Below are 23,905 nucleotides of genomic sequence, written 5' to 3' on the forward strand. Positions count from 1 at the left end.
CGTCCCACCCGCCGGTAGGGTGAGCGGGTGACTTCAGGAGACACCCCCGATCTGTCGACGACGGCCGGCCGGCTGGCCGACCTCCGCGACCGGTACCACGAGGCCGTGACCGCCGCGGGCGAATCCGCCATCGCCAAGCAGCACGCGAAGGGCAAGGGCACCGCGCGCGAACGCATCGAGCAGCTGCTCGACGAGAACTCCTTCGTGGAGCTCGACGAGTTCGTGCGCCACCGCACCACCTCGTTCGGCATGGACGCCAAGCGCCCCTACGGTGACGCGGTCGTCACCGGCGTCGGCACGATCCACGGCCGCAACGTCGCGGTCTACGCGCAGGACTTCACGGTCTTCGGCGGGTCGCTCGGCGAGGTCGCCGGCGAGAAGATCATCAAGGTCATGCAGCACGCGCTGAAGACGGGCGTGCCGATCATCGGCATCCTCGACTCCGGCGGCGCCCGCATCCAGGAAGGCGTGGTCGCGCTCGGCAAGTACGGCGAGATCTTCCGCCTGAACACCCAGGCCTCCGGCGTCATCCCGCAGCTCTCCATCGTGATGGGCCCGGCGGCCGGCGGCGCGGTGTACTCCCCCGCCCTCACCGACTTCGTCATCATGGTCGACAAGACCAGCCACATGTTCGTCACCGGTCCGGACGTCATCAAGACCGTCACGGGCGAGGACGTCGGCTTCGAGGAGCTCGGCGGCGCCCAGACGCACAACGCGGTCTCCGGCGTGGCCCACTACCTGGCCGAGGACGAGACCGACGCGCTCGACTACGCGCGCTCGCTCATCGGGTTCCTGCCGGACAACAACCTGTCCGACCCGCCGGCCTACGACGTCGCCCCGGAGCTCGAGACCACCGACGCCGACCACGAGCTCGACCTCGTGATCCCGGACTCGACGAACCAGCCGTACGACGTCACCACGATCATCGAGCACATCGTCGACGACGGTGAGTTCCTCGAGGTGCAGCCGCTCTTCGCCCCGAACATCCTGATCGGCTTCGGCCGGGTCGAGGGCCGCACGGTCGGCATCATCGCGAACCAGCCGCAGGCGATGGCCGGCACGCTGAACATCGACGCCGGCGAGAAGGCCGCCCGCTTCGTGCGGTTCTGCGACGCGTTCGGCATCCCGATCCTGACCCTGGTGGACGTGCCCGGTTACCTGCCCGGCACCGACCAGGAGTGGACCGGCGTCATCCGCCGCGGCGCGAAGCTGCTGTACGCCTACGCCGAGGCCACCGTCCCGCTCGTCACCGTCATCACCCGCAAGGCCTACGGCGGCGCGTACATCGTGATGGGCTCCAAGCAGCTCGGTGCCGACATCAACCTGGCGTGGCCGACCGCCGAGATCGCCGTCATGGGCGGTCAGGGCGCCGTCAACATCCTGTACCGCGCCGAGATCAAGCGCGCCGAGGAGTCCGGCGAGGACGTCGCCGCGGTCCGCACGAAGCTCGCGAACGAGTACACGTACAACGTCGCGTCGCCCTACCTGGCAGCAGAGCGCGGTGAGCTCGACGGCATCATCCAGCCGCACGCCACCCGCGTGTCGGTCATCAAGGCCCTCCGGTCGCTGCGGGGCAAGCGCGCCACGCTGCCGCCGAAGAAGCACGGGAACATCCCCCTCTGATGGGGCGCCACGCAGCAGCCGTGCCCTCGGACGAGCCCGCCTCGGTGGCGGACGTCCGGGTGGTCTCCGGCGACCCCACACCCGAGGAGCTCGCCGCCGTCGTGGCCGTCCTGCAGCGCCAGGCCGACGAGGCCGCTGCCGCCGGGCGCGCAGCCGTGGTCGTCGAGCCCCGCACCGGGTGGGACGCCGCCGCCCGCGGACTGCGCCGCCCGCTCGACCACGGACCGGGCGCCTGGGGCCGATCGCTCCGCTGATGTACCCCTGGCGCGCACGCGACCGGAACAGTTGCAGGGCGCACTTCCCGGTCGGTATCCCCTCACTCGGGGGACACGATCAGCGGATACGGACCGGAACTGCCGGAATTGTCCCCCATAATGACGACTGACATGCAGCTCGTGCGTGGGCATAGTAGTTGGTGTTCGGTGTCCTTCAACGAAAGACATCGCAGGACGGTGGCCGACTAGGGTACGAAGCCACCGCCCGCTGCGAGGCAGGGCGACATTCGGGTTGTCGCTCAGCCTCGGGTCGTGAACGGGCCGGTCGGTATCCGACCGGCCCGTTCCCCGTTTCCGGGGCGTGTTGCGGCTGCGGGCGGGTGTCCGAGCGGCTGCCGGGGCCGATGCGGAACGACACCGTCGCCGTCGGACGACAACGACATGGTCGTGTCCGTGCCCGCGCCGGCCCGGCGCGACCACCTGACGGCCGGGAGGCCCGTGGCGGGGCCGCCACGGGCCTCCCGGCTGTCCCCCGATCGCGTCCCCCGCCGCCCGCACGCTCGGCGCACCACGTTCGTCCGCAACGCGGTCCGCACCACGTTCGCGACGATCCACCTGTCGATCACGTGGTGCATCGTCGGGACACGCGCGCGCGTGCCGCCGCGCGTGCCGCCGCGTGCCGCCGCGTGCCGCGCGCTACGCCGGCTCGTGCCGCGGGATCTCCAGCCAGAGTGCGACGGAGTCGTCCTCGTCACCGTCGTCGTCGTCCAGCCCCGCTCCGAGCGCCGCGGACTCACTGGCCGCGCCGTCGAGGCGGAGTCCGACGACGGTCACCGCGGAGTCGGATCCCTCGCCGACCGTCCGGACGATGACGTTGTCGGCGTCACGGGCCTGCCGGAGCGCCTCGGCGACGCGGGCGTGGATGCGGCGGATGTCCGGGGCGTCCAGGTCGTCGAGCCCGCCGTCGTCGTGCAGCTGGACGGTCGCGCCGCGGCGACGCAGGCGCATCACCTCGTCGCGGACGTCGTCGGACAACAGGGAGCGGCCGCGGATCTCGTCGCGGATGGCCTGCTCGAGGTGCAGGCACTCGGCACGGTCGGCGTCGTCGAGGTCGCCGCAGGAGTCGATGATGCGCTGCAGCATCGGCAGGGCCATCCGGGTGGTCTGGCTCAGCCGGAACTGCCGCTCGAACACGTGGGCGTCCTGCGCGGCCTGCCAGTCGGCGGTCTCCTGCTCGGCGACGACGAGCTCACGGGTGTTCCGGGTGGCGCGGCTCATCGCGGCGGCGAAGACCGTGGCGATCGCGACCCAGGCGACGCTGCCGACCACGCCGAGCCCACCGAGCGAGCCGAGACCGGCCCAGGCGACGGTGTACACGGTCAGGAACAGCACGCCAGCCCATGCGAAGGGTCCGCGGCCCCGCACGACGAGCACCACCATGAGCGTGCCGATGGCCGCGATCCACCACGTGGCGGAGCCCGGACCGCGTCCCTCGACGAGGACGGGGGCGGCGATCACCGGCATCACGATCGCGGTGGCGAGCGAGAAGCAGGCGGTCCAGACCGGCAGGACCCTGCCGGGGACGAACAGCGCGAGGCCGGTGGCCGCGGCGTACAGGACCATGCAGGCGATGATCGGGGCGACCTGGTCGACGCGCGGGAGCGTGGCCGCGGCGAGGACCAGGTGGTAGACGGAGAACAGCGACGCCAGGCCGAGGGCGATGCTCGCCGGCAGGGAGACCTTCATGCGGTCGTCCTGTCAGCCGGCGACCACGTCAGCACGATGCGGGTGCCCTCGCCCGGTGCGGTGTGCACCTCGGCGCGTCCGTCGACGGTCGCGACCCGCTCCACGATGGAGCGACGGACACCGAGCCGTTCGGCGGGGATGGCCGCGACGTCGAACCCGCGGCCGTCGTCACCGACCTCGACGAGCACTCCCTGGCCCTGCTGCTCGATGCGGACCCAGCGCGTGACGTCGCCGTCGCCGGCGTGCTGCACGCTGTTCACCGCGGCCTGCAGCGCTGCCGAGGCCAGCGCATCGGCGACCGACGCGGGCAGGCGGACCGACCCGGTCGGCGTCGGGACGAGGCGGACCGGGGCGGGCAACGCACCCACCCCCTCGCGGATGCGCGCCCGGAGTTCCCCGAGGGCGACCGGCGCGACGTCACCGGGACCGTCGGTGGCCGCGGCCTCGAGGTGGTCGATCGCGTTCCGGGCCATCCGCGCGGCGAGGGTCTTGGCCTCGAGCGTGTCAGCGCGGGCGGCGGAGAGCAGCGTCGTGAGCACGCTGTCGTGCACGATGGCGTCCACCTGGACCCGCTCGACCTCGGTCGCGTGTTCCCGGATGGCGAGCGAGTACCGCCGCACCGCCGTGGACTGCGCCGTGTCGACCGCCGTGGCCGCACGCCGCAGCACCACCGCGATGACGAGCACCGCGCCGCTGAGGAGCGCCGTGTAGACGCCGTCGAGCAGGACGGCGAGGACCCCGACGTCGCCGCCGAGCGGGCTGAGCCGGATGACGACGTACACCGCCGGCACGAGCGCGGTGTAGACCGTCGCACGCCACGTGGCGAAGCCCATCGCCGCCGCGGTGCAGCCGACCGTGCAGAACCACCACGGCCACGGCTGCTGCGACGAGGGGATGGGCTCCTGCACGGTCGCCGTCCACGTCACGAGCACGACGAGGAACAGCAGCGCGCAGACGATCTGCGCCGGCTGCGCCACCCGCTGCACGAAGGCCGAGACCCCGATGAACACGAACGACGCCGCGAGGGCGAGCATCAGCGTCGGACCCCAGAACGGGTCGAGGTACGGCAGCTGCTCCAGGACCGCGGGCGCGTCGACGATGCCGAGGCCGATCGCCGCCATCGCGAGGAGGATCGCGAACGCACGCTCGACCGACGCCTGCGTGATCGAGGCGCGGACGCTGCGCGCCGGATCGGCGCCGAACGGCGCCGGTTCGACGACCGTCCGCGCCGACTCAGCCGCGGTCGCCATCCGTGTCAGCGACCGTCGCCGTCGGGGTCGATGCCCGAGTCGAGCCCGGGGAGGATCCCGTCCTCGACGGCTCGACGCAGCAGGTCGACCTTCGTCGGGGCCGGGCGACCGACCTCGACGTACTTCACACGGATCCGGTCGAGGTACTCACGGGCCGTCGAGTAGCCGATGCCGAGCTGCTGGGCGGCGAGCTTGAGCGGGAGGCCCGAGGCGTAGAGGTGCAGGATCTCGCGCTCGCGGCGGCCGAGCTGTGCCTTCGCGAAGTCGCGGTCGGCGTCGATGGCGCTGGCCCACTCGAGGTTGTTGAGCACGTCACCGCGTGCGACGGTGGCGACCGCGGCCATCACGGTCTTGGTGGCCGAGGACTTCGGGATGACGCCGGCAGCCCCTGCTGCGAGCGCCTCACGCACGTTGGCGACACGGTCCGCGATGGAGTGCACGAGCACCGCCGATCCCGTCCCCTGCACGCCCTTGACGTTCTCGGTCACGGTCGAGCCGTCACCGAGGGACAGGTCGAGGACGACGACGTCGACCTCTCGCCCGTCGAGGTTCTGGACGTACTCGGGGACGCTGGCGGCGGTGAGCACCACCTCGAACCCCTCGTTCTGGCACGCCGCCTGGATCCCGAGTCGGACGGACTCGTGGTCGTCGACGATCGCGACCCGGACCGGCCTGGTGGCCGCCCCTGACGTCTCGGTGCTGGTGGGTGTCGTTCCTGCTGCCACAGTGGCCTCTCGTTCCGATGCGCGACGCCGGCCCCTGAAACCGGAGTGCCATCAACGACCCAGGATACCCAGCCCGGACTCAGGTGCGGGGCTTCTGGGCTGCGCCACGCTGGCCGGTCCGCCGATTGGTGGACACCCCGACACGCGGGGACCCTTGGTCGCGCGACCACCGGACCTCAGCGCGCGGGGACCAGGCGTGCGACGGCTTCCAGGTGGTGGGTGTGCGGGAACAGGTCGAAGGCCCGCAGTGCTTCGAGCCGGTAGCCGAGGTCGGTGAACGTCGCGACGTCGCGGGCCAGCGCCACCGGGTCGCACGCCACGTAGACGACCTGCTCCGGCTGGAGCGCGGCGATCTGCACGACGACGTCACGACCGGCACCGGCGCGGGGCGGGTCGAGCACGATCGTCCCGGCACGGAAGCGGTCCTTCTCGGCGCGCGAGGCGTTCGCCACCGTGTTCGCCAGCCAGCGGTCCACGCGGCCGGTCTCGGCGCGGGCGCCGAGCCACTCGGACAGGTTCTCCTGCGCGTGCTCGGTGGCACGGGCGGCGCTCTCGACACTCGTGATGCGCGCCTTCGGGCCGACCAGGTCGCCGAGCGCGGCGGCGAGCAGGCCGACACCGCCGTACAGGTCCAGGTGGGTGCCCTCGGGGTCGAGGCGGTCGCGGTCGACCAGGTCCTGCACGGCCTCGGTGAGCACGGTCGCCGCGGCGCGGTGCACCTGCCAGAACCCGTTGTCGTCGACCTGGAACGTGCGCTCCCCCACGACCTCGGTCACCACGGTGGGCTTCTGGTCGTCGATGACGAGCCGCGCTCCCTCGGAGCCACTCGGTGCGAGGACGTCGATGACCGACGAGCCCGGCAGCGCACCACGGCCGAGCGGGGCGCTCTGCTGCACGACGGCGGTCGCGAGCGGCAGGCCGGTCACCGGGACGACGGAGTGGGAGCGTGCCGCGAACGGGCCGGCGGTGCCCTGCTCGTCGACGTGCAGCCGGACGCGGGTGCGCCAGCCGAGGCCGTTCGCCGCGTCGTCGCCGGGCGCGGCCTCGACGACGACGTCGTGGCCGAGCACCTCGGCGAGGTCCATCCGTGCGAACCGCGCGAACGAGTCGACGAGGACGTCGTGCTTGAGCGTGCGCTGGTGCGCCAGGGCGATGTGACCGAACTCGGCACCACCCGGGCGCGTCTCGGGGTCACGCTCGAGCGCGGCCTCGGGCCAGACGTGGTCGACGCGGTGCTCGCTCGGCGTGACGACGCTGACCGTGTCGGCGCGCCAGAACGACTTCTTGCGGTCCTCGGTCACCCGTGCGACGACGCGCTCCCCGGGGATCGCGTCCGAGACGAAGACCACCCGTCCTTCGTGCCGTGCCACCGAGATGCCGCCGTGGGCGATCCCGGTGACGTCGAGTTCGAGCAGCGTGCCGACGGATTCACCCATGGTGAGATGGTCCCATGCGTCTGTACCTCGCGAGTACATCCCCCGCCCGCCGAGCACTCCTCGCCCAGTCCGGGGTCGAACCCGTGCTCGTGTCCCCCGGGGTCGACGAGGACACCGTCGGCGCCGCCGCCGCGGCATCGCTCGGCCGTGCCCTGACCGGGCCGGAGCTCGTCTCGCTCCTCGCCGTCGCGAAGGCGTCCGCAGTCGCCGACTCCACGGTCGCCGGGTCGCCGGTCGACGGGGTCGTGTTCGGCGGGGACTCGGCCTTCGAGGTCGACGGGCAGCTGTACGGCAAGCCGCACGACCCCGCGGTCGCCCGGGAGCGCTGGCGGCAGATGCTCGCCGCCGGCGGCGGGACGCTGTGGAGCGGACACTGCGTGATCGATCGACGACGCGACGACCGGCGCCCGGCTCCGGACCCGGGCACGGGACGGCCTGGAGGCGCGGCACCGGCCCGCACCGTGCCTCCCGTCCGGTCCCTGGTCACGTCGACCGCCGGCGTCCCGCTGCTGGGTGACGTCGCGCCCGGCGGATCGGCGCTGGCCGCCGCTGGCGACCGCGTGGTCGCGGTCGACAGCGCGGTGCTGACCTTCGCCGACGACGTGTCCGTCGACGAGATCGACGCGTACGTCGCGACGGGCGAGCCGCTCGAGGTGGCCGGCGCCTTCACCATCGACGGTCGGGCCGCGGCGTACATCACGCGGATCGACGGAGCACCGTCCGCCGTGATCGGGATGTCGCTGCCGGTGCTGCGATCGATGCTCCTCCGGGGCTTCGGCATCGCCTGGCACGACCTGTGGGCACTGTAGACATCCGCACCTGTTCCGGGTGGTTCTTTGTGGGTGCCAGTCAAAACGCACTCCCGCCGCACGAATACGCTGATGTGTCATGCCCCGTATCAGCAAGGTCCTCATCGCGAACCGCGGCGAGATCGCCGTCCGCATCATCCGCGCGGCCCGCGACGCGGGCAAGGCATCGGTCGCGGTCTACGCCGACCAGGACCGCGATGCCCTGCACGCCCGCCTCGCCGACGAGGCCTACGCGCTGAACGGCACCACGAGCGCCGACACGTACCTCGTCATCGACAAGATCATCTCGGTCGCCCGCCGCTCCGGCGCGGACGCCGTGCACCCGGGCTACGGGTTCCTCGCCGAGAACGCCGACTTCGCCCGCGCCGTCATCGATGCCGGGCTCGTCTGGATCGGCCCGTCGCCTGCGTCGATCGAGCGCCTCGGCGACAAGGTCTCCGCGCGCCACGTCGCCGAGAAGGTGGGCGCACCGCTCGCCCCCGGCACCATCGAGCCCGTGCAGGACGTCTCCGAGGTCTTCGACTTCGTCGACCAGGTCGGTTTGCCCGTCGCGATCAAGGCGGCGTTCGGCGGTGGCGGTCGTGGTCTGAAGGTCGTCCGCGACCGTGCCTCGGTCGAGGAGCTCTTCGAGTCCGCCACGCGTGAGGCGATCGCCGCGTTCGGTCGCGGTGAGTGCTTCGTCGAGAAGTACCTGGACAAGCCGCGCCACGTGGAGACCCAGTGCCTGGCTGACGAGCACGGCAACGTCGTCGTGGTCTCCACCCGCGACTGCTCGCTGCAGCGACGCCACCAGAAGCTCGTCGAGGAAGCTCCGGCGCCCTACCTGACGCCCGAGCAGCAGACCGCGCTGTACGAGTCGTCGAAGGCGATCCTGCGCGAGGTCGGCTACGTCGGTGCCGGCACCTGCGAGTTCCTCATCGGCGCCGACGGCACCGTGTCGTTCCTCGAGGTGAACACCCGCCTGCAGGTCGAGCACTGCGTCTCCGAAGAGGTCACCGGCATCGACCTGGTGCGCGAGCAGTTCCGCATCGCCGAGGGCGGCGTGCTCGACTACTCGGACCCCACGCCGCGGGGACACTCGTTCGAGTTCCGCATCAACGGCGAGGACCCGGGTCGCAACTTCTTCCCCGCGCCCGGCCCGGTGCACGCGTTCAACGCGCCGTCCGGCCCCGGCGTGCGTGTCGACTCGGGCGTCGTCTCCGGTGACGTCGTGTCCGGATCGTTCGACTCGATGCTCGCGAAGCTGATCGTCACCGGCGCCACCCGTGCCGAGGCGCTGGAGCGTTCGCGTCGTGCACTCGCCGAGTTCGAGGTCACCGGCCTGCCGACCGTGCTCCCCTTCCACCGTGCCGTGGTGTCGGACCCGGCGTTCGCGACGGCCGACGACGAGCCGTTCAGCGTCTACACGCAGTGGATCGAGACCGACTTCGTCAACGAGATCCCGGCGTGGAGCGGCTCCCCCGAGGAGCTGCCGGCGCCGGCTGCGCGCGACTCGGTCGTGGTCGAGGTGCAGGGCAAGCGCATCGAGGTCACCATGCCGTCGATCGTCGGTGGCGGTGCTGTCGGCGGTGTCGCCGGTCGTCGTCCCACCGGCCCCTCCGCTCCCCCGAAGCGCCGTTCGTCGGCCGTCCGCGGGGGCCTGGCGAAGTCCGGGTCGTCGGTGGCGTCGCCGATGCAGGCCACCGTGGTGAAGCTCGCGGTCGCCGAGGGTGACACCGTGGTGAAGGGCGACCTGCTCGTCGTGCTCGAGGCCATGAAGATGGAGCAGCCCGTGCAGGCCCACAAGGACGGCGTCGTCACCGGCTTGAACGCCCCGGTCGGCCAGACGGTCTCCTCCGGTCACGTGCTGCTCGAGCTCGCGTAGCGCGGGCGCTCCTTCTCGCAAAACACCGGTGTTCGCCGGTCGAACACGCGCACACCGCGGTTCGACTCGTGAACACCGGTGTTTTGCTTCATCGAACACGATGCACTCCGGCTGCCTCGAGTGCCACGGGGCCGTTGCCACCCGGCTCCACGTCCGGCCACGTCACGCGGACGACCCTGCGGACGTGGCGGTGCGCACGGAGCCGGTCCTCTCGGAGCTTCTCGTCGATGACGACGCGCTCAGGGGATCGACCAGCGCGCATCGTTCGGTCACGGTACTTGACCAGCCCGTCGAACTCCACGACGACGCCGGCGTCCTCGAACCAGAAGTCCACCCGGCCGATCAGGCCGGCCGCATCGCGGAACTCCTGCTGCAGCACCGGCGCCGGGAACCCCGCTTCCGCCCAACACAGCCGCGCCACGGACTCACCCGGTGAGTCAGCAGCCGCGTCTGCGAACTCGATCGCGCGTCGCGCGCGGGTGGACGACCGCGGACGAGGCTCCCGACTGCGCAGTTCGGCGAGCAGCGCTTCCTGCGCCACTCCTCGGGCCAGCACCGCGTCCAACACGACCACCGCAGTGCGGAACGACGCTCGGAGCGCGACGTCGACCCCGGTGACCACGAGAGTCGTGACGGGCAGTCCGCCGACGCTCGCACAAGCGATGGGGCGACCCGCCCCTCCGACCTTCTGGAGATGGGCGCGACGTTGACCGGTGGCTCGACGCGGATCGGTGGCGACGACGTGCTCCGGGAACTCCCCGAGCCACGGGAGTCCGAGCATCGCCACAGCCGACTCGTGGGAGATCACGAGGGCGGGGTGGATGTTCGGCGCGACCGCTTCGACCCGTGCACGATGGCGCTCCGCTGCACTCGCTGCTTCGAACGCGTCTCGGTCGACGTACCGGCCGGCCGTCAGGCGGATGAGGGTCCCGCGGCGAGCGGCATCCGCGAGCCGTCGGTGCGCTCTCGGATCGGGATCGCCCGGAGCCGCGCCGAACACCGTGATGTGAGCCATGGCCCCACCGTCACGGCTCCCGCACGGCCCACACGACGGCGGTCCCCTCCTTGTTGGCGGCCCTCGCTCCCCCACCCCCCTGTGGAGGAACAGCAAAACACCGGTGTTCGCGCTCTGCACCGCGTTGTGCGGGTGTTCAGAGCGCGAACACCGGTGTTTTGCGGACCGACGCCCTACGACACCAGGGGGCGCACCGAGTCGGCGAGGGCGTCGACCAGGCGCTGGGCCTCGGCGGGGGTGTCCGCGACGGTGTCGATGTAGACCTTCACCTTGGGCTCGGTCCCGCTCGGGCGGACGATCACCCGGGCGTCGCCGGACAGGTCGTAGCGCAGGATGTCCGAGGGCGGGAAGCCCGCCACCCCGTCGGCGTAGTCCGTCACCGTGTGCACGTCGAGCCCACCGAGCGCCGTCGGCGGCGTGGACCGGAGCGACGCCATGATCTCGCCGATGCGCGCCAGGTCGTCGACGCGGGTCGCGACCTGCCCCGAGGCGAACGCCCCGAACTCGGCGGCGAAGGCCTCGAGGTGGTCGGCGATGGTCGAGCCCGACGCGGCGAGCTCGTCGGCGAGGGACAGCAGCTCCAGCGCAGCCGAGATGCCGTCCTTGTCGCGCACGACCGACGGGTCGACCAGGTAACCCAGGGCCTCTTCGTACCCGAACAGCAGCTCGGGCACCCGCGACACCCACTTGAAGCCGGTCAGGGTGTCGCGGTACCCCAGCCCGTGGCGTGCAGCCACCCGGGCCAACGCCGGCGACGAGACGATCGAGGCGGCGAGGGTGCCGGTCGCGCCGGACTCCGACGCCCGTGCGGCGGCCCGCCACCCGAGCAGCCAGCCGACCTCGTTGCCCGACAGCCGACGGAAGGAACCGGATCCGTCCGGGATCGCGAGTGCGAGCCGGTCGGCGTCGGGGTCGTTCGCGATCACCAGGTCGGCGCCCACGGCGAGACCGCGGGCGATCGCCAGGTCCATCGCACCCGGCTCCTCGGGGTTCGGGAACGACACCGTCGGGAACGCACCGTCCGGCTCGATCTGCTCCGGCACGACGGCCGGCTCGGCGAACCCGGCGGCGGCGAACACCGCGCGAGCGGTCTCCCACCCGACGCCGTGCATCGCCGTGTAGACGACCTTCGGCTGCTCATCGAGACCGAGTGCCGGAGCGGGCACGATCGCGGCCGTGGCGGCCACGTAGGCATCGAGCAGGCCCGCCGACGCCACGGTGTAGTCCGTGTCGCGCGGCAGCTCCGTCACCGACCCGGCGGCGACGGCGTCGATGGCGTCCGCGATCTCGCCGTCGACGGGCGGCACGATCTGCGAGCCGTCGTCGTCCTGACCGAGGTAGACCTTGTACCCGTTGTCCCGCGGCGGGTTGTGGCTCGCGGTGACCATGACGCCGGCACCGACGTCGAGGTGCCGGACGGCGAACGCCAGCACCGGTGTCGGCAGGGCCGAGGGCAGCAGGGTGACCTCGAGCCCGAGGCCGCGCATGACCTCGGCCGAATCGCGTGCGAAGACGTCCGAGTTCACCCGCCCGTCGTACCCGATCACGACGCTGCGCGAGCGACCGGTGTCGATGAGGAACCGTGCGAGCCCCGCAGCAGCCTGGGTCACGACGATCCGGTTCATGCGCAGCGGGCCCCAGCCGAGCTCCGCGCGGAGTCCGGCGGTGCCGAACTGCAGCCGACCGTCGAACCGCTCGGCGAGCGCACGGACAGCGGACCCGTCACCGTCGACCGCCGCGTCGATCGCCGCGGCCAGCTCGTCGCGGGTCTCCGGGTCGGGGTCCTGCGCCAGCCACGCCCGCGCGGTGCCGAGCACCTGGTCGAGGTCGAGCTTCACGATGCCGGCTGCCCGACTGCGGCGACCACGCGTGCGAGCAGGTCGGCGATCACCGGCTCGGCCTGCTTGCCGGCCTCGAGCACCTCGGTGTGCGACAACGGGGTCTTCTGGATGCCCGCGGCGAGGTTCGTGATGAGCGAGAACCCGAGGACCTCCATGCCGGCCTGACGGGCGGCGATGGCTTCGAGCGCGGTGGACATGCCGACGATGTGCCCGCCGATGGTCTTCGCCATCTGGACCTCGGCCGGGGTCTCGTAGTGCGGGCCGCGGAACTGCGTGTAGACGCCCTCGTCGAGGGACGGGTCGACGGACTTCGCGACCGAGCGCAGCCGCGCCGAGTACAGGTCGGTGAGGTCGATGAACGTCGCGCCCTCGAGCGGGCTGTCCGCGGTCAGGTTGATGTGGTCGCTGATGAGCACCGGGGTGCCCGGGGTCCAGTGCTCCTTGATGCCGCCGGCACCGTTCGTCAGCACCATGATCGAGGCACCGGTCGCCGCCGCCGTGCGGACGCTGTGCACGACCCGACGGACCCCGTGGCCCTCGTAGTAGTGGGTGCGGGCACCGATGACGAGCGCGTGGCGGCCGTCGGCGAGGCGGATCGACCGGATCGTGCCGGAGTGTCCGGGGACGGCCGAGGCGCTGAACCCGGGGACCTGCTCGGCCGGTATCTCGGACACGGTCTCACCGATGATGTCGGCGGCCTTGCCCCAGCCCGAGCCGAGGGTCAGGGCGATGTCGTGCCGCTCGATGCCGGACTGTTCGGCGATGGCGGCTGCGGCGTCCCGCGCGACCTCGAACGGGTCGGCAGCGGGGTCGTTCAGCGGGTTCTCGGTGCTCATGCCCCAACTCTAAAGGGCGGACTGAGCGCTCAGTGCTCGCCGAGCGCCCGGTCCACCGCCGCCGTGATCTCGCCCTGGTCGAAGTGGTTCGCGATGACGATGACCTCGGCGTAGGTGTCGCCGATCGCCTCGACGAACTCCTGACTCGTCAGGATCACGTTGGCGTCGTCCGAGACGTCCCGCACGGAGGCGACGTCCGCCGCGACGACGGACGCCGAGAGCCCGAGGGCGTCGAGCGCCTTCTCGGCGTTCACCTTCAGGATGCCGCTCGACCCGATGCCGGCGCCGCAGATGGTCACGATCTTCACGCGGAGACCCCCATGATCGAGCGGACCTCGTCCGCCGTGGTCGCCGCCGCGATCCGCCCGGTCACGGTGGCGTCGTTGAACAGGTTCGCGATCTCGCCGATCGACTCCAGGTGGGTGCCGACCTCGGCCACCGCGAGCCCGAGCACCACACGGACGGGGTCGTTGTGCGGGTGTCCGAACGCCACCGGCGACGCGAGCGTCACGATCGCGAGTCCGTCCCGCACGACGGCACCACCCGGCCGGGCGTGCGCGAACGCGAGCCCCGGCGAGATGACGATGTACGGCCCGTGCTCCTCGACCATGCCGATCATGGCGTCGGTGTACTCGTCGGTCGTGGCGCCCGAGGCGACGAGCGCACCGCCGACCAGGCGCATCGCGTCACGCCACGCGGGCGCGTCCACACCGAGGAGGACGGCGGTGTCCGGCAGCGGTGGCAGTCCCATGCGTCAGGCCTCCTGGTACCCGGCCGTGATGGTGGCGATGATCTCCTCGCGGTCCTCGAGCGGCAGGAACGACCCGAGCGCGGCGTTGATCTGGAACGCGGCCAGGTCGTCGAGGTCGTACCCGAACGTGCCCGCGAGCAACGAGAGTTCCTTCGACAGCGAGGTCCCGCTCATCAGGCGGTTGTCCGTGTTCACCGTGACGCGGAAGCCGAGCTGGTAGAGCACGTCGAACGGGTGGTCGGCGAGGTCGTCGCCCCACGCGGCGATCGCCCCGGTCTGCAGGTTGGACGACGGCGAGACCTCGAGCGGGATCTCGCGGTCACGGACCCACGAGGCGACCTCGCCCAGCGAGGCCAGCGTCGAGCCGTCCCCGGCGTCGGACAGGGCGACGTCCTCGAAGATGCGGACGCCGTGCCCGAGGCGGAGCGCCCGACCGTCGACGAGGGCGGACCTGATGGAGGCGAGCCCGTCGGCCTCCCCCGCGTGCACGGTGACGGGGAACAGTTCGGACGCCAGGTAGTCGAAGGCGGCGCGGTGGTTCGAGGCGGGGAACCCGGCTTCGGCACCGGCGATGTCGAAGCCGACGACCCCGGCGTCACGGTGGCGGACGGCGAGCTCGGCGATCTCGAGCGACCGGTCGGCGTGCCGCATCGCGGTGACGAGCTGGCCGACGCGGATGCGCCCACCGGCGGCGTCGACGGCTTCCTCGATGCCGGCCTGCACGGCCTCCACCGTCTGGTCGAGGGTCAGCCCACCCTGCAGGTGCTGCTCCGGCGCCCAGCGGACCTCGCCGTAGACGACGCCGTCGGCGACCAGGTCCTCGACGAACTCGCGGGCGATCCGGGTGAGCTGCGGTGCGGTCTGCATCACCGACGTGGTGACGTCGAACGTCTTCAGGTACTCGACCAGGGAGCCGGAGTTCGACTGGTCGGCGAACCACTGCCCGAGCTCGGCCGGGTCGGTGGTGGGGAGCGACACACCCGCCGAGGCTGCGAGCTCGATGATGGTCGCGGGACGCAGACCGCCGTCGAGGTGGTCGTGCAGCGAGACCTTCGGCAGGTCGTTGATGACCGCCCCGGCGTCGGGCAGGCGGTAGGTCGGGGCGTCGGCGCTCATGCCCCCAGGCTATCGGTGGTCACCGCCGCCGCGCAGGCACCTGTGCACAACCCACAGCGGAAGACACTGGAGGCTCCCCACAGGTGTGCAGGGAGCCTCCGGTCGGTCGCGCGGCCGGGTTCAGGACCCGATGCGCTCGCGCACGATCGGCCCACGTGCCGCAGTGGCAGAGTCCGCCGGGCCGATGGTCCACGCACCCTCGAGCGACTCCAGCGCGCGCGGGATCCGCGACGCGTCGTCGGAGTGCAGCGTCCAGAGCGGCTGCCCCTCGGTCACGGTGTCCCCCGGCTTGGCGTGGAGCTCGATGCCCGCACCTGCCTGCACCGGGTCCTGCGCGCGGGCACGACCGGCCCCGAGCCGCCAGGCCGAGACGCCGAACGGCAGCGCGTCCTGCTGCGTGAGGACCCCCGACGTCGGAGCGGTGACGACGTGCTGTTCGCGGGCCACGGGCAACGCGGCGGACGGGTCCCCACCCTGCGCCTCGATCATCCGACGCCAGGTGTCCATGGCGCGGCCGTCCGCGAGCGCCGCTGCGGGGTCGGCGTCGGGCAGTCCGGCCAGCGTGAGCATCTCGGTCGCGAGCGCCACGGTCAGCTCGACGACGTCGGCGGGGCCTCCGCCGGCGAGCACCTCGACCGACTCCCGCACCTCGAGGGCGTTGCCGATCGTCAGCCCGAGCGGGACCTCCATGTCGGTCAGCAGGGCCGAGGTCGCGACCCCGGCGTCGTTGCCGAGGTCGACCATGGTCTGTGCGAGCTCACGGGACGCCTCGTACGTCGGCATGAACGCGCCGGACCCGAACTTGACGTCGAGCACGAGCGCACCGGTGCCCTCGGCGATCTTCTTCGACATGATGCTCGACGCGATGAGCGGGATGCACTCGACCGTGCCGGTGATGTCGCGGAGCGCGTAGAGCTTCTTGTCCGCGGGGGCCAGGCCGGACCCAGCGGCGCAGATGACCGCGCCGACGTCCTGCAGCACCTGCATCATGCGGTCGTTCGTGATGGACGCCTGCCACCCGGGGATCGACTCGAGCTTGTCGAGCGTGCCGCCGGTGTGGCCGAGTCCGCGGCCGGACAGCTGCGGCACCGCCACGCCGAACGACGCCACCAGGGGTGCCAGCGGCAGGGTGATCTTGTCGCCGACCCCGCCGGTGGAGTGCTTGTCGACCGTCGTCTTGCCGAGCGACGAGAACGACATCCGCTCCCCCGACGCGATCATCGCGAGCGTGAGGTCCTTGATCTCGCGCCGCTCCATCCCGTTCAGGAAGATCGCCATCGCCATCGCGGCCATCTGCGGGTCCTCGACGTACCCGCGGGTGTACGCGTCGACGAGCCAGTCGACCTCGGCGGTGCTCAGGGCCCCGCCGGAGCGCTTCGTGCGGATGAGGTCGACGGTGTCGAACGGCTCGACGGCCATGTCAGTGCTCCTGCTGGTAGGTGGCGAGGGTCCGGGGCCCGAAGGCGTCCGGCAGGACCTCGTCGATGGTGCGGACACCGGAGAGCGTCTCGAGGAGCATGCCCTCGGTCGAGTGCTCGAACAGCAGCTGACGGCAGCGGCCGCACGGCATCAGGGTCGCCCCGTCGCCGTCAACGCACGTGAACGCGACGAGCTTGCCGCCGCCGGTCATGTGCAGCTGCGACACGAGGGAGCACTCCGCGCAGAGCGTCACTCCGTAGCTCGCGTTCTCGATGTTGCAGCCGGAGACGATCCGGCCGTCGTCGGTGAGCGCCGCGGCGCCCACCGGGAACGACGAGTACGGCGCGTAGGCGCGCCGCATCGCGGCCGTGGCGGCGTCCCGCAGGGCGCCCCAGTCCACGTCGTCGGCCGGGAGGCCCGTGGCGGCGTCCGTCGGGTCGGTGGCGGTGACCGCCTGGTCACCTGGTTGCTGCGTGTCGGTCATGTGTCGTGCCTCCAGGCCGTCAGCTCTTGATGTAGGGCTTGCCGGACGCGGCGGGGCCGCGCGACTGCCCGACCAGGCCGGCCACGGCGAAGATCGTCACCACGTACGGCAGCATCAGCAGGAACTCGCTGGGCACGGGTGAGTCGATCGCTCCGAGCGTGTTCTGCAGGTTCGACGCGAAGCCGAACAGCAGCGCCGCGAGCGTCGCCTTGATCGGGTCCCACCGGCCGAAGATGACGGCGGCCAGGGCGATGTAGCCGGCGCCCGCGGTCATGTCCTTCGTGAACGGCCCGACCGCGTCGAGGGTGAAGTACGCCCCACCGAGACCGGCGATCGCACCGGCGAGGGAGACGTTCCAGAACCGGGTGCTCGTGACGTTGATGCCCACCGTGTCGGCGGCCTGCGGGTGCTCGCCGACCGCGCGGAGCCGCAGGCCCCAGCGGGTCTTGAACAGACCGAAGGTGACGACGGCCACGGCGATGTAGGCCAGGTAGACGACGACCGTCTGCTCGAAGAACACCGGACCGATGACCGGGATCTGGTGCAGCAGCGGGATCTCGACCTTCGGGAACCGGATGCCGATGTTCAGGGTCTCCTCGTTCGGGGAGAGCACCTGCGAGTACAGGAAGCCGGTCAGGCCGGAGATGAACGCGTTGATCACGACACCGACGATGACCTGATCGACCAGGTACTTGATGCTGAACGCCGCGAGGACGAACGACACGAGCATGCCGGCGACGAGCGCGGCGACGAGGCCGACCCAGGGCGACCCGGTGATCGACGCGACCATCGCGGAGCTGAACGCACCGGCGAGGAACTGCCCCTCGATCGCGATGTTCACCACGCCGACCCGCTCGGAGATGACGCCGCCGAGGGCACCGAACACGAGCGGGACGCTCAGGCTCAGCGCGCCGAGCAGCAGGCCGGGGATCGGCAGGGACGAACCGGCAGCGGCCCAGGTCAGGAACCCGATGACGAAGACGACCGCGAACACCGACGTGACCCACAGCGGGACCCGGCGGAGCGCCCGCGTCTCGATGAACGCGTACACGGTCAGGATCGCGAGCAGGACGATGACGACGATGCCCGTCCCGAGCGCGGGCAGCGGGACGTTCGGCAGCGCGAAGAAGTCACCGGCGTTCGCGAGGCGGAACGTGGTGGTGCCGGAACGCGGCAGCAGGCCGAACAGCACGATCGCGATGAGCGTGAACACGCCGTACCCGATCGGGAGCTTCCAGCTCCTGGTGGACTCGACCGGACGGTCCGCGAGCGGCGACGCGGGGGCCGCGGTGGGGCTGATGGTGCTCATGCGGCGACCGCCTTCTTGCTGGTCTTGCTCGTCTTCGTGCGCTTGCGTGCACCCGGCTGCGGGATCCGGAAGATCGCGCGGACGAGCGGCGGCGCCGCGATGAAGAGGACGATGAGGGCCTGGATGACCCCGACGATGTCGATCGGGATGCCGTTGGCGGCCTGCATGGCGTAGCCACCGTTCTTCAGCACGCCGAACAGGATGGCCGCCCAGAAGACGCCCCACGGCTTGGAGCGGCCGAGCAGGGCCACGGTGATGGCGTCGAAGCCGATGCCGGCGTCGATGCCCGAGGTGAAGCCCGACGTGACGGCGCCCTGCACCTGGTAGGCGCCGGCGATGCCGACCAGGGCACCGGAGATCAGCATCACCCAGATGGTCAGCGACGGGACGCTCATGCCGGCCACGCGGGCGGCACGGGGGTTCTCACCGATCGTGCGGAACCGGAAGCCGAGCGATGACTTGTTGACGAGCCACCAGACGACGACGACCGCGATGATCGCGACGACGAACCCGAGGTCCACGCCGTACCGCACGCCGAAGAGCTGCGGCAGGAGCGCGCTCTCCTTCGTGGCGGGCGAGATCGGGTTGCTGCTGCCGGGGGCCTGCAGCAGGCCCGGGGTGCGGAGCAGGTAGCTCACCAGGTAGAGCGCGACGTAGTTGAGCATGATCGTGACGACCACCTCGTTCGCACCCGTCCGGGCCTTGAGCACCCCGACGATGCCACCCCAGACCGCGCCGCCGACGATGCCGGCGATGATCGTGAGCGGGATGTGGATCGCGGCCGGCCCGTCGAACGAGAACCCGACCCACCCGGCGGCAGCGGCGCCCATCAGGATCTGGCCCTGGCCGCCGATGTTGAACAGCCCGGCGCGGAACGACAGCGCGATCCCGAGCCCGGCGGCGATGAGCGGCACCGAGTAGTCGACGGAGCGCGTGAGCGGCCCGATCGCCTGCTGGAAGGACTCCGCGCCGAAGTTGAACACCGAGCCCTGGAACAGCGAGGCGTACGCGCCGCCGACCGCGGTGCCGACCGCCTGGAGCATGTCCGTCGGGCGGGCGAAGAAGTACCCGGCGGTGGCACGGACGTTCTCGTCCGTCACCGCGATGAGGATGCCGCAGGCGACCAGCGCGAGGACGACGGCGAGCACCGTGACGAGCACGGACCCGTTCAGGATCCCCTGCAGGGCGGCCTGCCAGCGGTCACCACCGGCTCCGTTGCGGCGTTCGGTGTCCTCTGCCGAGTCCGTCATCAGGTGCGGGGTCGACTCGACCTCCTGCAGACGGTCGTCGGTGAGCGGGGCGTCCGCGGTGCCGTGCGCAGCCGCCACCGGCTGCTGCGTGTTGTCTGGCGGTGGGGTGGTCACGCTGCCAGCTCCGTTCCTTCGGGGATCTCCCCGGCCATCATGAGGCCGAGGACGTCGCGGGGGGTGGTCGCGGGGACGATGCCGACGATGCCGCCGCGGTACATCACGGCGATGCGGTCGGCCAGGGCGACGACCTCGTCGAGCTCGGTGGAGACGACGATGACCGGCACACCGGTGTCGCGGGTGGCGACGATGCGCTTGTGGACGAACTCGATCGAGCCGACGTCTATGCCGCGGGTGGGCTGCGCGGCGACGAACAGCCGGAGTTCACGGCTCAGTTCGCGCGCCAGGACGATCTTCTGCTGGTTCCCGCCGGACAGCCGACCGGCCGCGGTGGTGCGACCGGGCGTGCGGATGTCGAACTCGGCGATCTTCTCGTCGGCGAAGGCGTCGCGTTCCGCCGACCGGATCGTACCGGCGCGGACGAACTCGGCGTGGTCGGCCCGGTCGAGCATCAGGTTCTCGGCGATGGTGAACTCGCCGACCAGGCCGTCCTCCTTGCGGTCCTCGGGGACGAAGCCGACGCCCGCGTCGAGCACCTGCTTGACGCTCCGGCCGGTGAGTTCCTTGCCGTCCAGGGTGATCCGGCCGGCGTGGGCGGGCTCGAGGCCCATGATCGCCTCGGTGAGCTCGGTCTGCCCGTTGCCCTGCACCCCGGCGATCGCCAGGACCTCGCCGCGACGCACCGTGAAGGAGACGTCGTCGACGAGCACGATGCCGGACGGGTCGGTGACGGTGAGGTGCTCGACGAGCAGGGCGTCGTCGCCGCCGGTCGAGGGTTCCTTGTCGACCACGAGCGAGACGGCACGGCCGACCATCAGGGCGGCCAGCTCGTTGTTCGTGGCGGTCGGCGAAGCCTCGCCGACGACCTTGCCGAGACGGATGACCGTGATGCGGTCGGCGACCTCGCGCACCTCGCGGAGCTTGTGGGTGATGAAGACGATCGCGGTGCCGGCTTCGCGGAGCTGGCGCATGATGCCCATCAGCTCGTCGGTCTCCTGCGGGGTGAGGACGGCCGTCGGCTCGTCGAACACCAGCACTGAGGCGTCGCGGGACAGCGCCTTGATGATCTCGACGCGCTGCTGCACGCCGACGGGCAGGTCCTCGACCTTGGCGTCGGGATCGACGTCGAACCCGAAGCGGTCGGAGATCTCCTGCACGCGCTTGCGGGCACCGGCCAGGTCGAGCCGCCCGCCGAAGGTGGTCTGCTCCTGCCCCAGCATGACGTTCTCGGCAACGGTGAACACGGGCACGAGCATGAAGTGCTGGTGCACCATGCCGATGCCGGCGCGCATGGCGTCACCGGGGCCGTCGAAGTCCTGCACCACATCGTCGAGCAGGATCTCGCCCTCGTCGGCGTCGTACAGGCCGTACAGGACGTTCATCAGGGTGGACTTGCCGGCGCCGTTCTCACCCAGGAGGCAGTGGACCTCACCCGGCTCGACGGTGAGCGAGATGTGGTCGTTGGCGACCAGGGCGCCGAACCGCTTGGTGATGCCGCGGAGTTCGAGCTTCATGTTCGGGAGTCTATTTCTGTCTCGCGCGCGCCACGCGGGCGCACGGTGTCGCGTGCACCCCGCGGATGCACGATGTGGTGTGCGCCACCCGGGCGCACGAGAACGCGGGCGAGGGATGCTCCCCCGCCCGCGTTCACCGGGTCAGGACTGGGTCTTGACCTTGATCGAGCCGTCGATGATGCCGGCCTTCACGTCGTCGAGCTCGCCCTGCAGGCCCTTGTCGACCTTGGACTCGAAGTCGTGGAACGGCGCGATGCCGACGCCGTCGTTCTCGAGGGTGCCCACGTACGGGTCCTTCGAGAACTTGTCGTCAGCCGCCTGCTCGACGACGTCCTTCACGGCCGGGCGCATGCCCTTCTCGACCGAGGTGAAGGCGATGTCCTTGTAGCGGGGGTCGGCCTCGTAGAGGTCGCTGTCCGCACCGATCAGGACGGAACCGTTGTCGGCGTCCTTGATGGCCTCGGCAGCGGACTGGTAGATCGGGCCACCGACGGGCAGGATCACGTCGGCGTCCTGGTCGAGGAGCGTCTGCGCGACCGACTTGGCCTGCGTGCCGGCCTCGAAGCCACCGGTGAAGGAGCCCTTGCCGGTGTCGACGTTCCAGCCGACGACCTTGACGTCCTTGTCCTTCTGCTCGTTGTAGTACTTCACGCCGTCCGCGAAGCCGTCCATGAAGATGGTGACGGTCGGGATCTGCATGCCGCCGAAGGTGCCGACGACGCCGGTCTTCGAGTAGGACGCCGCCGCGTAGCCGGCGAGGAACGCCGCCTGCGAGGTGTCGAACGTGATCGGCTTGACGTTCTTCGCGTCGATCGAGTTGTCGTCGATGATGGCGAAGTCGGTGTCGGGGTTCGCAGCGGCCTGCTTCTTCGTGGCGTCGGCCAGGTTGAAGCCGACGGTCACGACGAGGTTGCAGTTCTGGCCGATGAGCTGCTCGATGTTCGAGTCGTAGACGGTGGCGTCCTTCGACTCGGCCTCCTTGTAGGTGGCACCGAGGTCCTTGGCGGCGTCCTTCATGCCCTCGTAGCCGAGCTGGTTGAACGACTTGTCGTCGAACCCACCGGCGTCGGAGACCATGCAGGGGCGGAAGTCGGTCTTCTTCGCCGAGTCGGTGGTGGACGGCGCCGAGGCGCAGCCGGCCAGGACGGCGACGGTGCCGGCGAGCGCGAGGCCGCTGAGGACGACCTGTCGGGTACGAGATGTCACGGGTTGGTTCCTCCGGGGAGCGTGCCCGGACCACGTGCGTTCCGGGCGATCGTGGCGACAGTACACGACCGTCGGGCCGGTACAGGACCCGTTGCGGGGGTCCTGCGGATCGGTTACGGGATCGCGACCCCGCCGAAACGCGCCCGTAACGCGACGTCGCACACAGACCCCCAGTTCGAGGGGTTTGTCGGTGGAGCGCTACAGGACGTCGCCCCGGCCGCTGATCTTCAGCGCATCCACCACACTCTTCACCCGCTGCGCGTTCGCACTGGTGGTGACGAGCAGGGCGTCCGGGGTGTCCACGACGACGATGTCCTCGACGCCGATGAGCGAGATGAGCCGCTGGCTGTGCGAGATCACGATGCCGCTCGACGAGTCCGCCAGGATGCGGGCACCGTCCCCGAGCACGGCGAGGTTGTTCGGTCGACCACCGGACTGCAGCTTGGCGAGGGAGGCGAAGTCCCCCACGTCGTCCCAGTCGAAGTCACCGGGGACGACCGCCATGCGTCCGGCCGCGGCGGCCGGTTCGGCGACCGTGTAGTCGATCGCGATCTTCTCGAGCATCGGCCAGACGGCGTCGACGACGGCGCCGCGGGCCGAGGTGTCCCAGGCGTCGGCGAGTTCGTTGATGCCCGCCAGCAGTTCGGGCTTCGTCCGACCGATCTCGGCGAGCAGCACGTCGGCGCGCGCGATGAACATGCCGGCGTTCCAGAGGTAGTTGCCCTGCTCGACGTACGAGCGGGCGGTGTCCAGGTCGGGCTTCTCGACGAACGACTTCACCGCGTGTGCGGTCGGGGCACCCTCGATGTCGAGCGCGACGGTGTCCGCATTGATGTACCCGAAGCCGATCGCGGGTTCCGTCGGGGTGATGCCGATGGTCGTGACGTAGCCGGCGCGGGCGACGGCGACGGCCTCACGCACCGAACGACGGAAGCCGCGGGCGTCCCCGATGACGTGGTCGGCGGCGAACGAGCCGATGACGACGTCGGGCTCGCGGCGCACCAGGATCGCCGCGGCCAGGCCGATGGCGGCCGTGGAGTCCTTCGGCTCACTCTCGAGCACCACGTTGTGGTCCTCGACGCCGGGCAGCTGCGACTCCACCGCGACCCGGTGCGCACGGCCGGTGACGACCATGATCCGCTGGTCGCCGGCGAGCGGCGCCAGGCGGTCCCAGGTCTGCCGCAGCAGCGAGGTGCCGGAACCCGTCAGGTCGTGCAGGAACTTGGGTGCGTCCGCGCGCGACAACGGCCACAGGCGCGATCCGATGCCCCCTGCGGGGATGATCGCGTAGAAGTCTTCGAGAGCGTCAGCCACGCGCTCACCGTACCGGTCCCACCGGGCGGATCCTGGGTGGTCTCCGCACGATTCCCGCATGCGGG

21 protein-coding genes are annotated in these 23,905 nt (G+C 71.1%); 4 read left to right on the forward strand and 17 right to left on the reverse strand.

The features are described 5' to 3' along the window. The first annotated feature begins 27 nt into the window (after positions 1-27). On the forward strand, positions 28-1,623 hold the full coding sequence (locus DEJ30_RS10775) for an acyl-CoA carboxylase subunit beta (protein ID WP_110861265.1): 1,596 nt from the start codon (positions 28-30) through the stop codon (positions 1,621-1,623). Beyond that, a complete protein-coding gene (locus DEJ30_RS10780) occupies positions 1,623-1,877 on the forward strand; it encodes an acyl-CoA carboxylase subunit epsilon (protein ID WP_051596908.1) in 255 nt (84 codons plus the stop codon). The genes DEJ30_RS10775 and DEJ30_RS10780 overlap by 1 nt, the downstream gene beginning before the upstream one ends. Before the next feature lie 657 nt (positions 1,878-2,534). Here the strand turns inward: DEJ30_RS10780 and DEJ30_RS10785 are convergent. The 4 genes from DEJ30_RS10785 to DEJ30_RS10800 form a co-directional block, all read right to left on the reverse strand. Beyond that, positions 2,535-3,584 (reverse strand): hypothetical protein, encoded by a 1,050-nt coding sequence (locus DEJ30_RS10785; protein WP_110861267.1) that lies wholly within the window; start codon positions 3,582-3,584, stop codon positions 2,535-2,537. After that, on the reverse strand, positions 3,581-4,834 hold the full coding sequence (locus DEJ30_RS10790; RefSeq protein WP_110861269.1) for a sensor histidine kinase: 1,254 nt from the start codon (positions 4,832-4,834) through the stop codon (positions 3,581-3,583). Before DEJ30_RS10790 ends, DEJ30_RS10785 begins: the two co-directional genes overlap by 4 nt. Before the next feature lie 5 nt (positions 4,835-4,839). After that, positions 4,840-5,559 carry a response regulator transcription factor gene (locus tag DEJ30_RS10795; RefSeq protein ID WP_110861271.1) on the reverse strand — a complete coding sequence of 240 codons (720 nt, stop codon included), beginning with the start codon at positions 5,557-5,559 and terminating at the stop codon, positions 4,840-4,842. 176 nt (positions 5,560-5,735) lie between these two features. Continuing rightward, a complete protein-coding gene (locus tag DEJ30_RS10800; RefSeq protein WP_110861273.1) occupies positions 5,736-6,995 on the reverse strand; it encodes a class I SAM-dependent RNA methyltransferase in 1,260 nt (419 codons plus the stop codon). Between the two features lie 14 nt (positions 6,996-7,009). Between DEJ30_RS10800 and DEJ30_RS10805 the strand changes: the two genes are divergently transcribed. After that, positions 7,010-7,804, forward strand: a complete 795-nt coding sequence (locus tag DEJ30_RS10805; RefSeq protein WP_110861275.1) for a nucleoside triphosphate pyrophosphatase — start codon at positions 7,010-7,012, stop codon at positions 7,802-7,804. Positions 7,805-7,883: 79 nt separating this feature from the next. Further along, a complete protein-coding gene (locus tag DEJ30_RS10810) occupies positions 7,884-9,668 on the forward strand; it encodes a biotin carboxylase N-terminal domain-containing protein (RefSeq protein WP_110861277.1) in 1,785 nt (594 codons plus the stop codon). A gap of 88 nt (positions 9,669-9,756) precedes the next feature. Here DEJ30_RS10810 and DEJ30_RS10815 read toward each other — a convergent pair whose 3' ends face one another. From DEJ30_RS10815 to DEJ30_RS10875, 13 genes are all read right to left on the reverse strand, one after another. After that, positions 9,757-10,683, reverse strand: a complete 927-nt coding sequence (locus DEJ30_RS10815; RefSeq protein ID WP_110861279.1) for a hypothetical protein — start codon at positions 10,681-10,683, stop codon at positions 9,757-9,759. A gap of 173 nt (positions 10,684-10,856) precedes the next feature. Further along, the gene (locus DEJ30_RS10820) at positions 10,857-12,521 is read right to left on the reverse strand and encodes a phospho-sugar mutase (RefSeq protein WP_110861281.1); all 1,665 of its coding nucleotides are present in this window, start codon (positions 12,519-12,521) and stop codon (positions 10,857-10,859) included. After that, positions 12,518-13,360 carry a purine-nucleoside phosphorylase gene (locus DEJ30_RS10825; protein WP_110861284.1) on the reverse strand — a complete coding sequence of 281 codons (843 nt, stop codon included), beginning with the start codon at positions 13,358-13,360 and terminating at the stop codon, positions 12,518-12,520. Before DEJ30_RS10825 ends, DEJ30_RS10820 begins: the two co-directional genes overlap by 4 nt. A 29-nt stretch (positions 13,361-13,389) precedes the next feature. Beyond that, positions 13,390-13,668, reverse strand: a complete 279-nt coding sequence (locus DEJ30_RS10830; RefSeq protein WP_027466460.1) for a PTS sugar transporter subunit IIB — start codon at positions 13,666-13,668, stop codon at positions 13,390-13,392. Then, positions 13,665-14,111, reverse strand: a complete 447-nt coding sequence (locus DEJ30_RS10835; protein ID WP_110861286.1) for a PTS sugar transporter subunit IIA — start codon at positions 14,109-14,111, stop codon at positions 13,665-13,667. Before DEJ30_RS10835 ends, DEJ30_RS10830 begins: the two co-directional genes overlap by 4 nt. 3 nt (positions 14,112-14,114) lie before the next feature. Further along, on the reverse strand, positions 14,115-15,227 hold the full coding sequence (locus tag DEJ30_RS10840) for an adenosine deaminase (protein WP_110861288.1): 1,113 nt from the start codon (positions 15,225-15,227) through the stop codon (positions 14,115-14,117). A gap of 120 nt (positions 15,228-15,347) precedes the next feature. After that, positions 15,348-16,646, reverse strand: coding sequence for a thymidine phosphorylase (locus DEJ30_RS10845; protein ID WP_110861291.1), 1,299 nt, complete (start codon positions 16,644-16,646; stop codon positions 15,348-15,350). 1 nt (position 16,647) lies between these two features. Further along, complete coding sequence (locus DEJ30_RS10850) at positions 16,648-17,130, reverse strand: cytidine deaminase (protein ID WP_110861294.1); 483 nt, start codon at positions 17,128-17,130, stop codon at positions 16,648-16,650. A gap of 19 nt (positions 17,131-17,149) precedes the next feature. After that, a complete protein-coding gene (locus DEJ30_RS10855) occupies positions 17,150-18,439 on the reverse strand; it encodes an ABC transporter permease (protein ID WP_110861296.1) in 1,290 nt (429 codons plus the stop codon). After that, the gene (locus DEJ30_RS10860; protein ID WP_181420098.1) at positions 18,436-19,803 is read right to left on the reverse strand and encodes an ABC transporter permease; all 1,368 of its coding nucleotides are present in this window, start codon (positions 19,801-19,803) and stop codon (positions 18,436-18,438) included. Before DEJ30_RS10860 ends, DEJ30_RS10855 begins: the two co-directional genes overlap by 4 nt. Continuing rightward, positions 19,800-21,320, reverse strand: coding sequence for an ABC transporter ATP-binding protein (locus DEJ30_RS10865; RefSeq protein WP_110861298.1), 1,521 nt, complete (start codon positions 21,318-21,320; stop codon positions 19,800-19,802). The genes DEJ30_RS10860 and DEJ30_RS10865 overlap by 4 nt, the downstream gene beginning before the upstream one ends. Positions 21,321-21,461: 141 nt before the next feature. Continuing rightward, positions 21,462-22,526, reverse strand: coding sequence for a BMP family protein (locus DEJ30_RS10870; protein ID WP_027466452.1), 1,065 nt, complete (start codon positions 22,524-22,526; stop codon positions 21,462-21,464). A 198-nt stretch (positions 22,527-22,724) separates the two neighbouring features. After that, positions 22,725-23,840, reverse strand: coding sequence for a mannose-1-phosphate guanylyltransferase (locus tag DEJ30_RS10875; RefSeq protein ID WP_110861300.1), 1,116 nt, complete (start codon positions 23,838-23,840; stop codon positions 22,725-22,727). Positions 23,841-23,905 lie beyond the last annotated feature (65 nt).

This window comes from Curtobacterium sp. MCPF17_003, assembly GCF_003224385.1.
GTDB classification, from domain to species: Bacteria; Actinomycetota; Actinomycetes; order Actinomycetales; family Microbacteriaceae; genus Curtobacterium; species Curtobacterium flaccumfaciens.

Coding starts and splice junctions, on each gene's coding strand:
- DEJ30_RS10805 (WP_110861275.1), top strand. CDS start 7,010: ATGCGTCTGTACCTCGCGAGTACATCCCCCGCCCGCCGAGCACTCCTC.
- DEJ30_RS10815 (WP_110861279.1), bottom strand. CDS start 10,683: ATGGCTCACATCACGGTGTTCGGCGCGGCTCCGGGCGATCCCGATCCG.
- DEJ30_RS10850 (WP_110861294.1), bottom strand. CDS start 17,130: ATGACCGACACGCAGCAACCAGGTGACCAGGCGGTCACCGCCACCGAC.
- DEJ30_RS10810 (WP_110861277.1), top strand. CDS start 7,884: ATGCCCCGTATCAGCAAGGTCCTCATCGCGAACCGCGGCGAGATCGCC.
- DEJ30_RS10845 (WP_110861291.1), bottom strand. CDS start 16,646: ATGGCCGTCGAGCCGTTCGACACCGTCGACCTCATCCGCACGAAGCGC.
- DEJ30_RS10800 (WP_110861273.1), bottom strand. CDS start 6,995: ATGGGTGAATCCGTCGGCACGCTGCTCGAACTCGACGTCACCGGGATC.
- DEJ30_RS10790 (WP_110861269.1), bottom strand. CDS start 4,834: ATGGCGACCGCGGCTGAGTCGGCGCGGACGGTCGTCGAACCGGCGCCG.
- DEJ30_RS10840 (WP_110861288.1), bottom strand. CDS start 15,227: ATGAGCGCCGACGCCCCGACCTACCGCCTGCCCGACGCCGGGGCGGTC.
- DEJ30_RS10855 (WP_110861296.1), bottom strand. CDS start 18,439: ATGAGCACCATCAGCCCCACCGCGGCCCCCGCGTCGCCGCTCGCGGAC.
- DEJ30_RS10780 (WP_051596908.1), top strand. CDS start 1,623: ATGGGGCGCCACGCAGCAGCCGTGCCCTCGGACGAGCCCGCCTCGGTG.
- DEJ30_RS10785 (WP_110861267.1), bottom strand. CDS start 3,584: ATGAAGGTCTCCCTGCCGGCGAGCATCGCCCTCGGCCTGGCGTCGCTG.
- DEJ30_RS10865 (WP_110861298.1), bottom strand. CDS start 21,320: ATGAAGCTCGAACTCCGCGGCATCACCAAGCGGTTCGGCGCCCTGGTC.
- DEJ30_RS10825 (WP_110861284.1), bottom strand. CDS start 13,360: ATGAGCACCGAGAACCCGCTGAACGACCCCGCTGCCGACCCGTTCGAG.
- DEJ30_RS10835 (WP_110861286.1), bottom strand. CDS start 14,111: ATGGGACTGCCACCGCTGCCGGACACCGCCGTCCTCCTCGGTGTGGAC.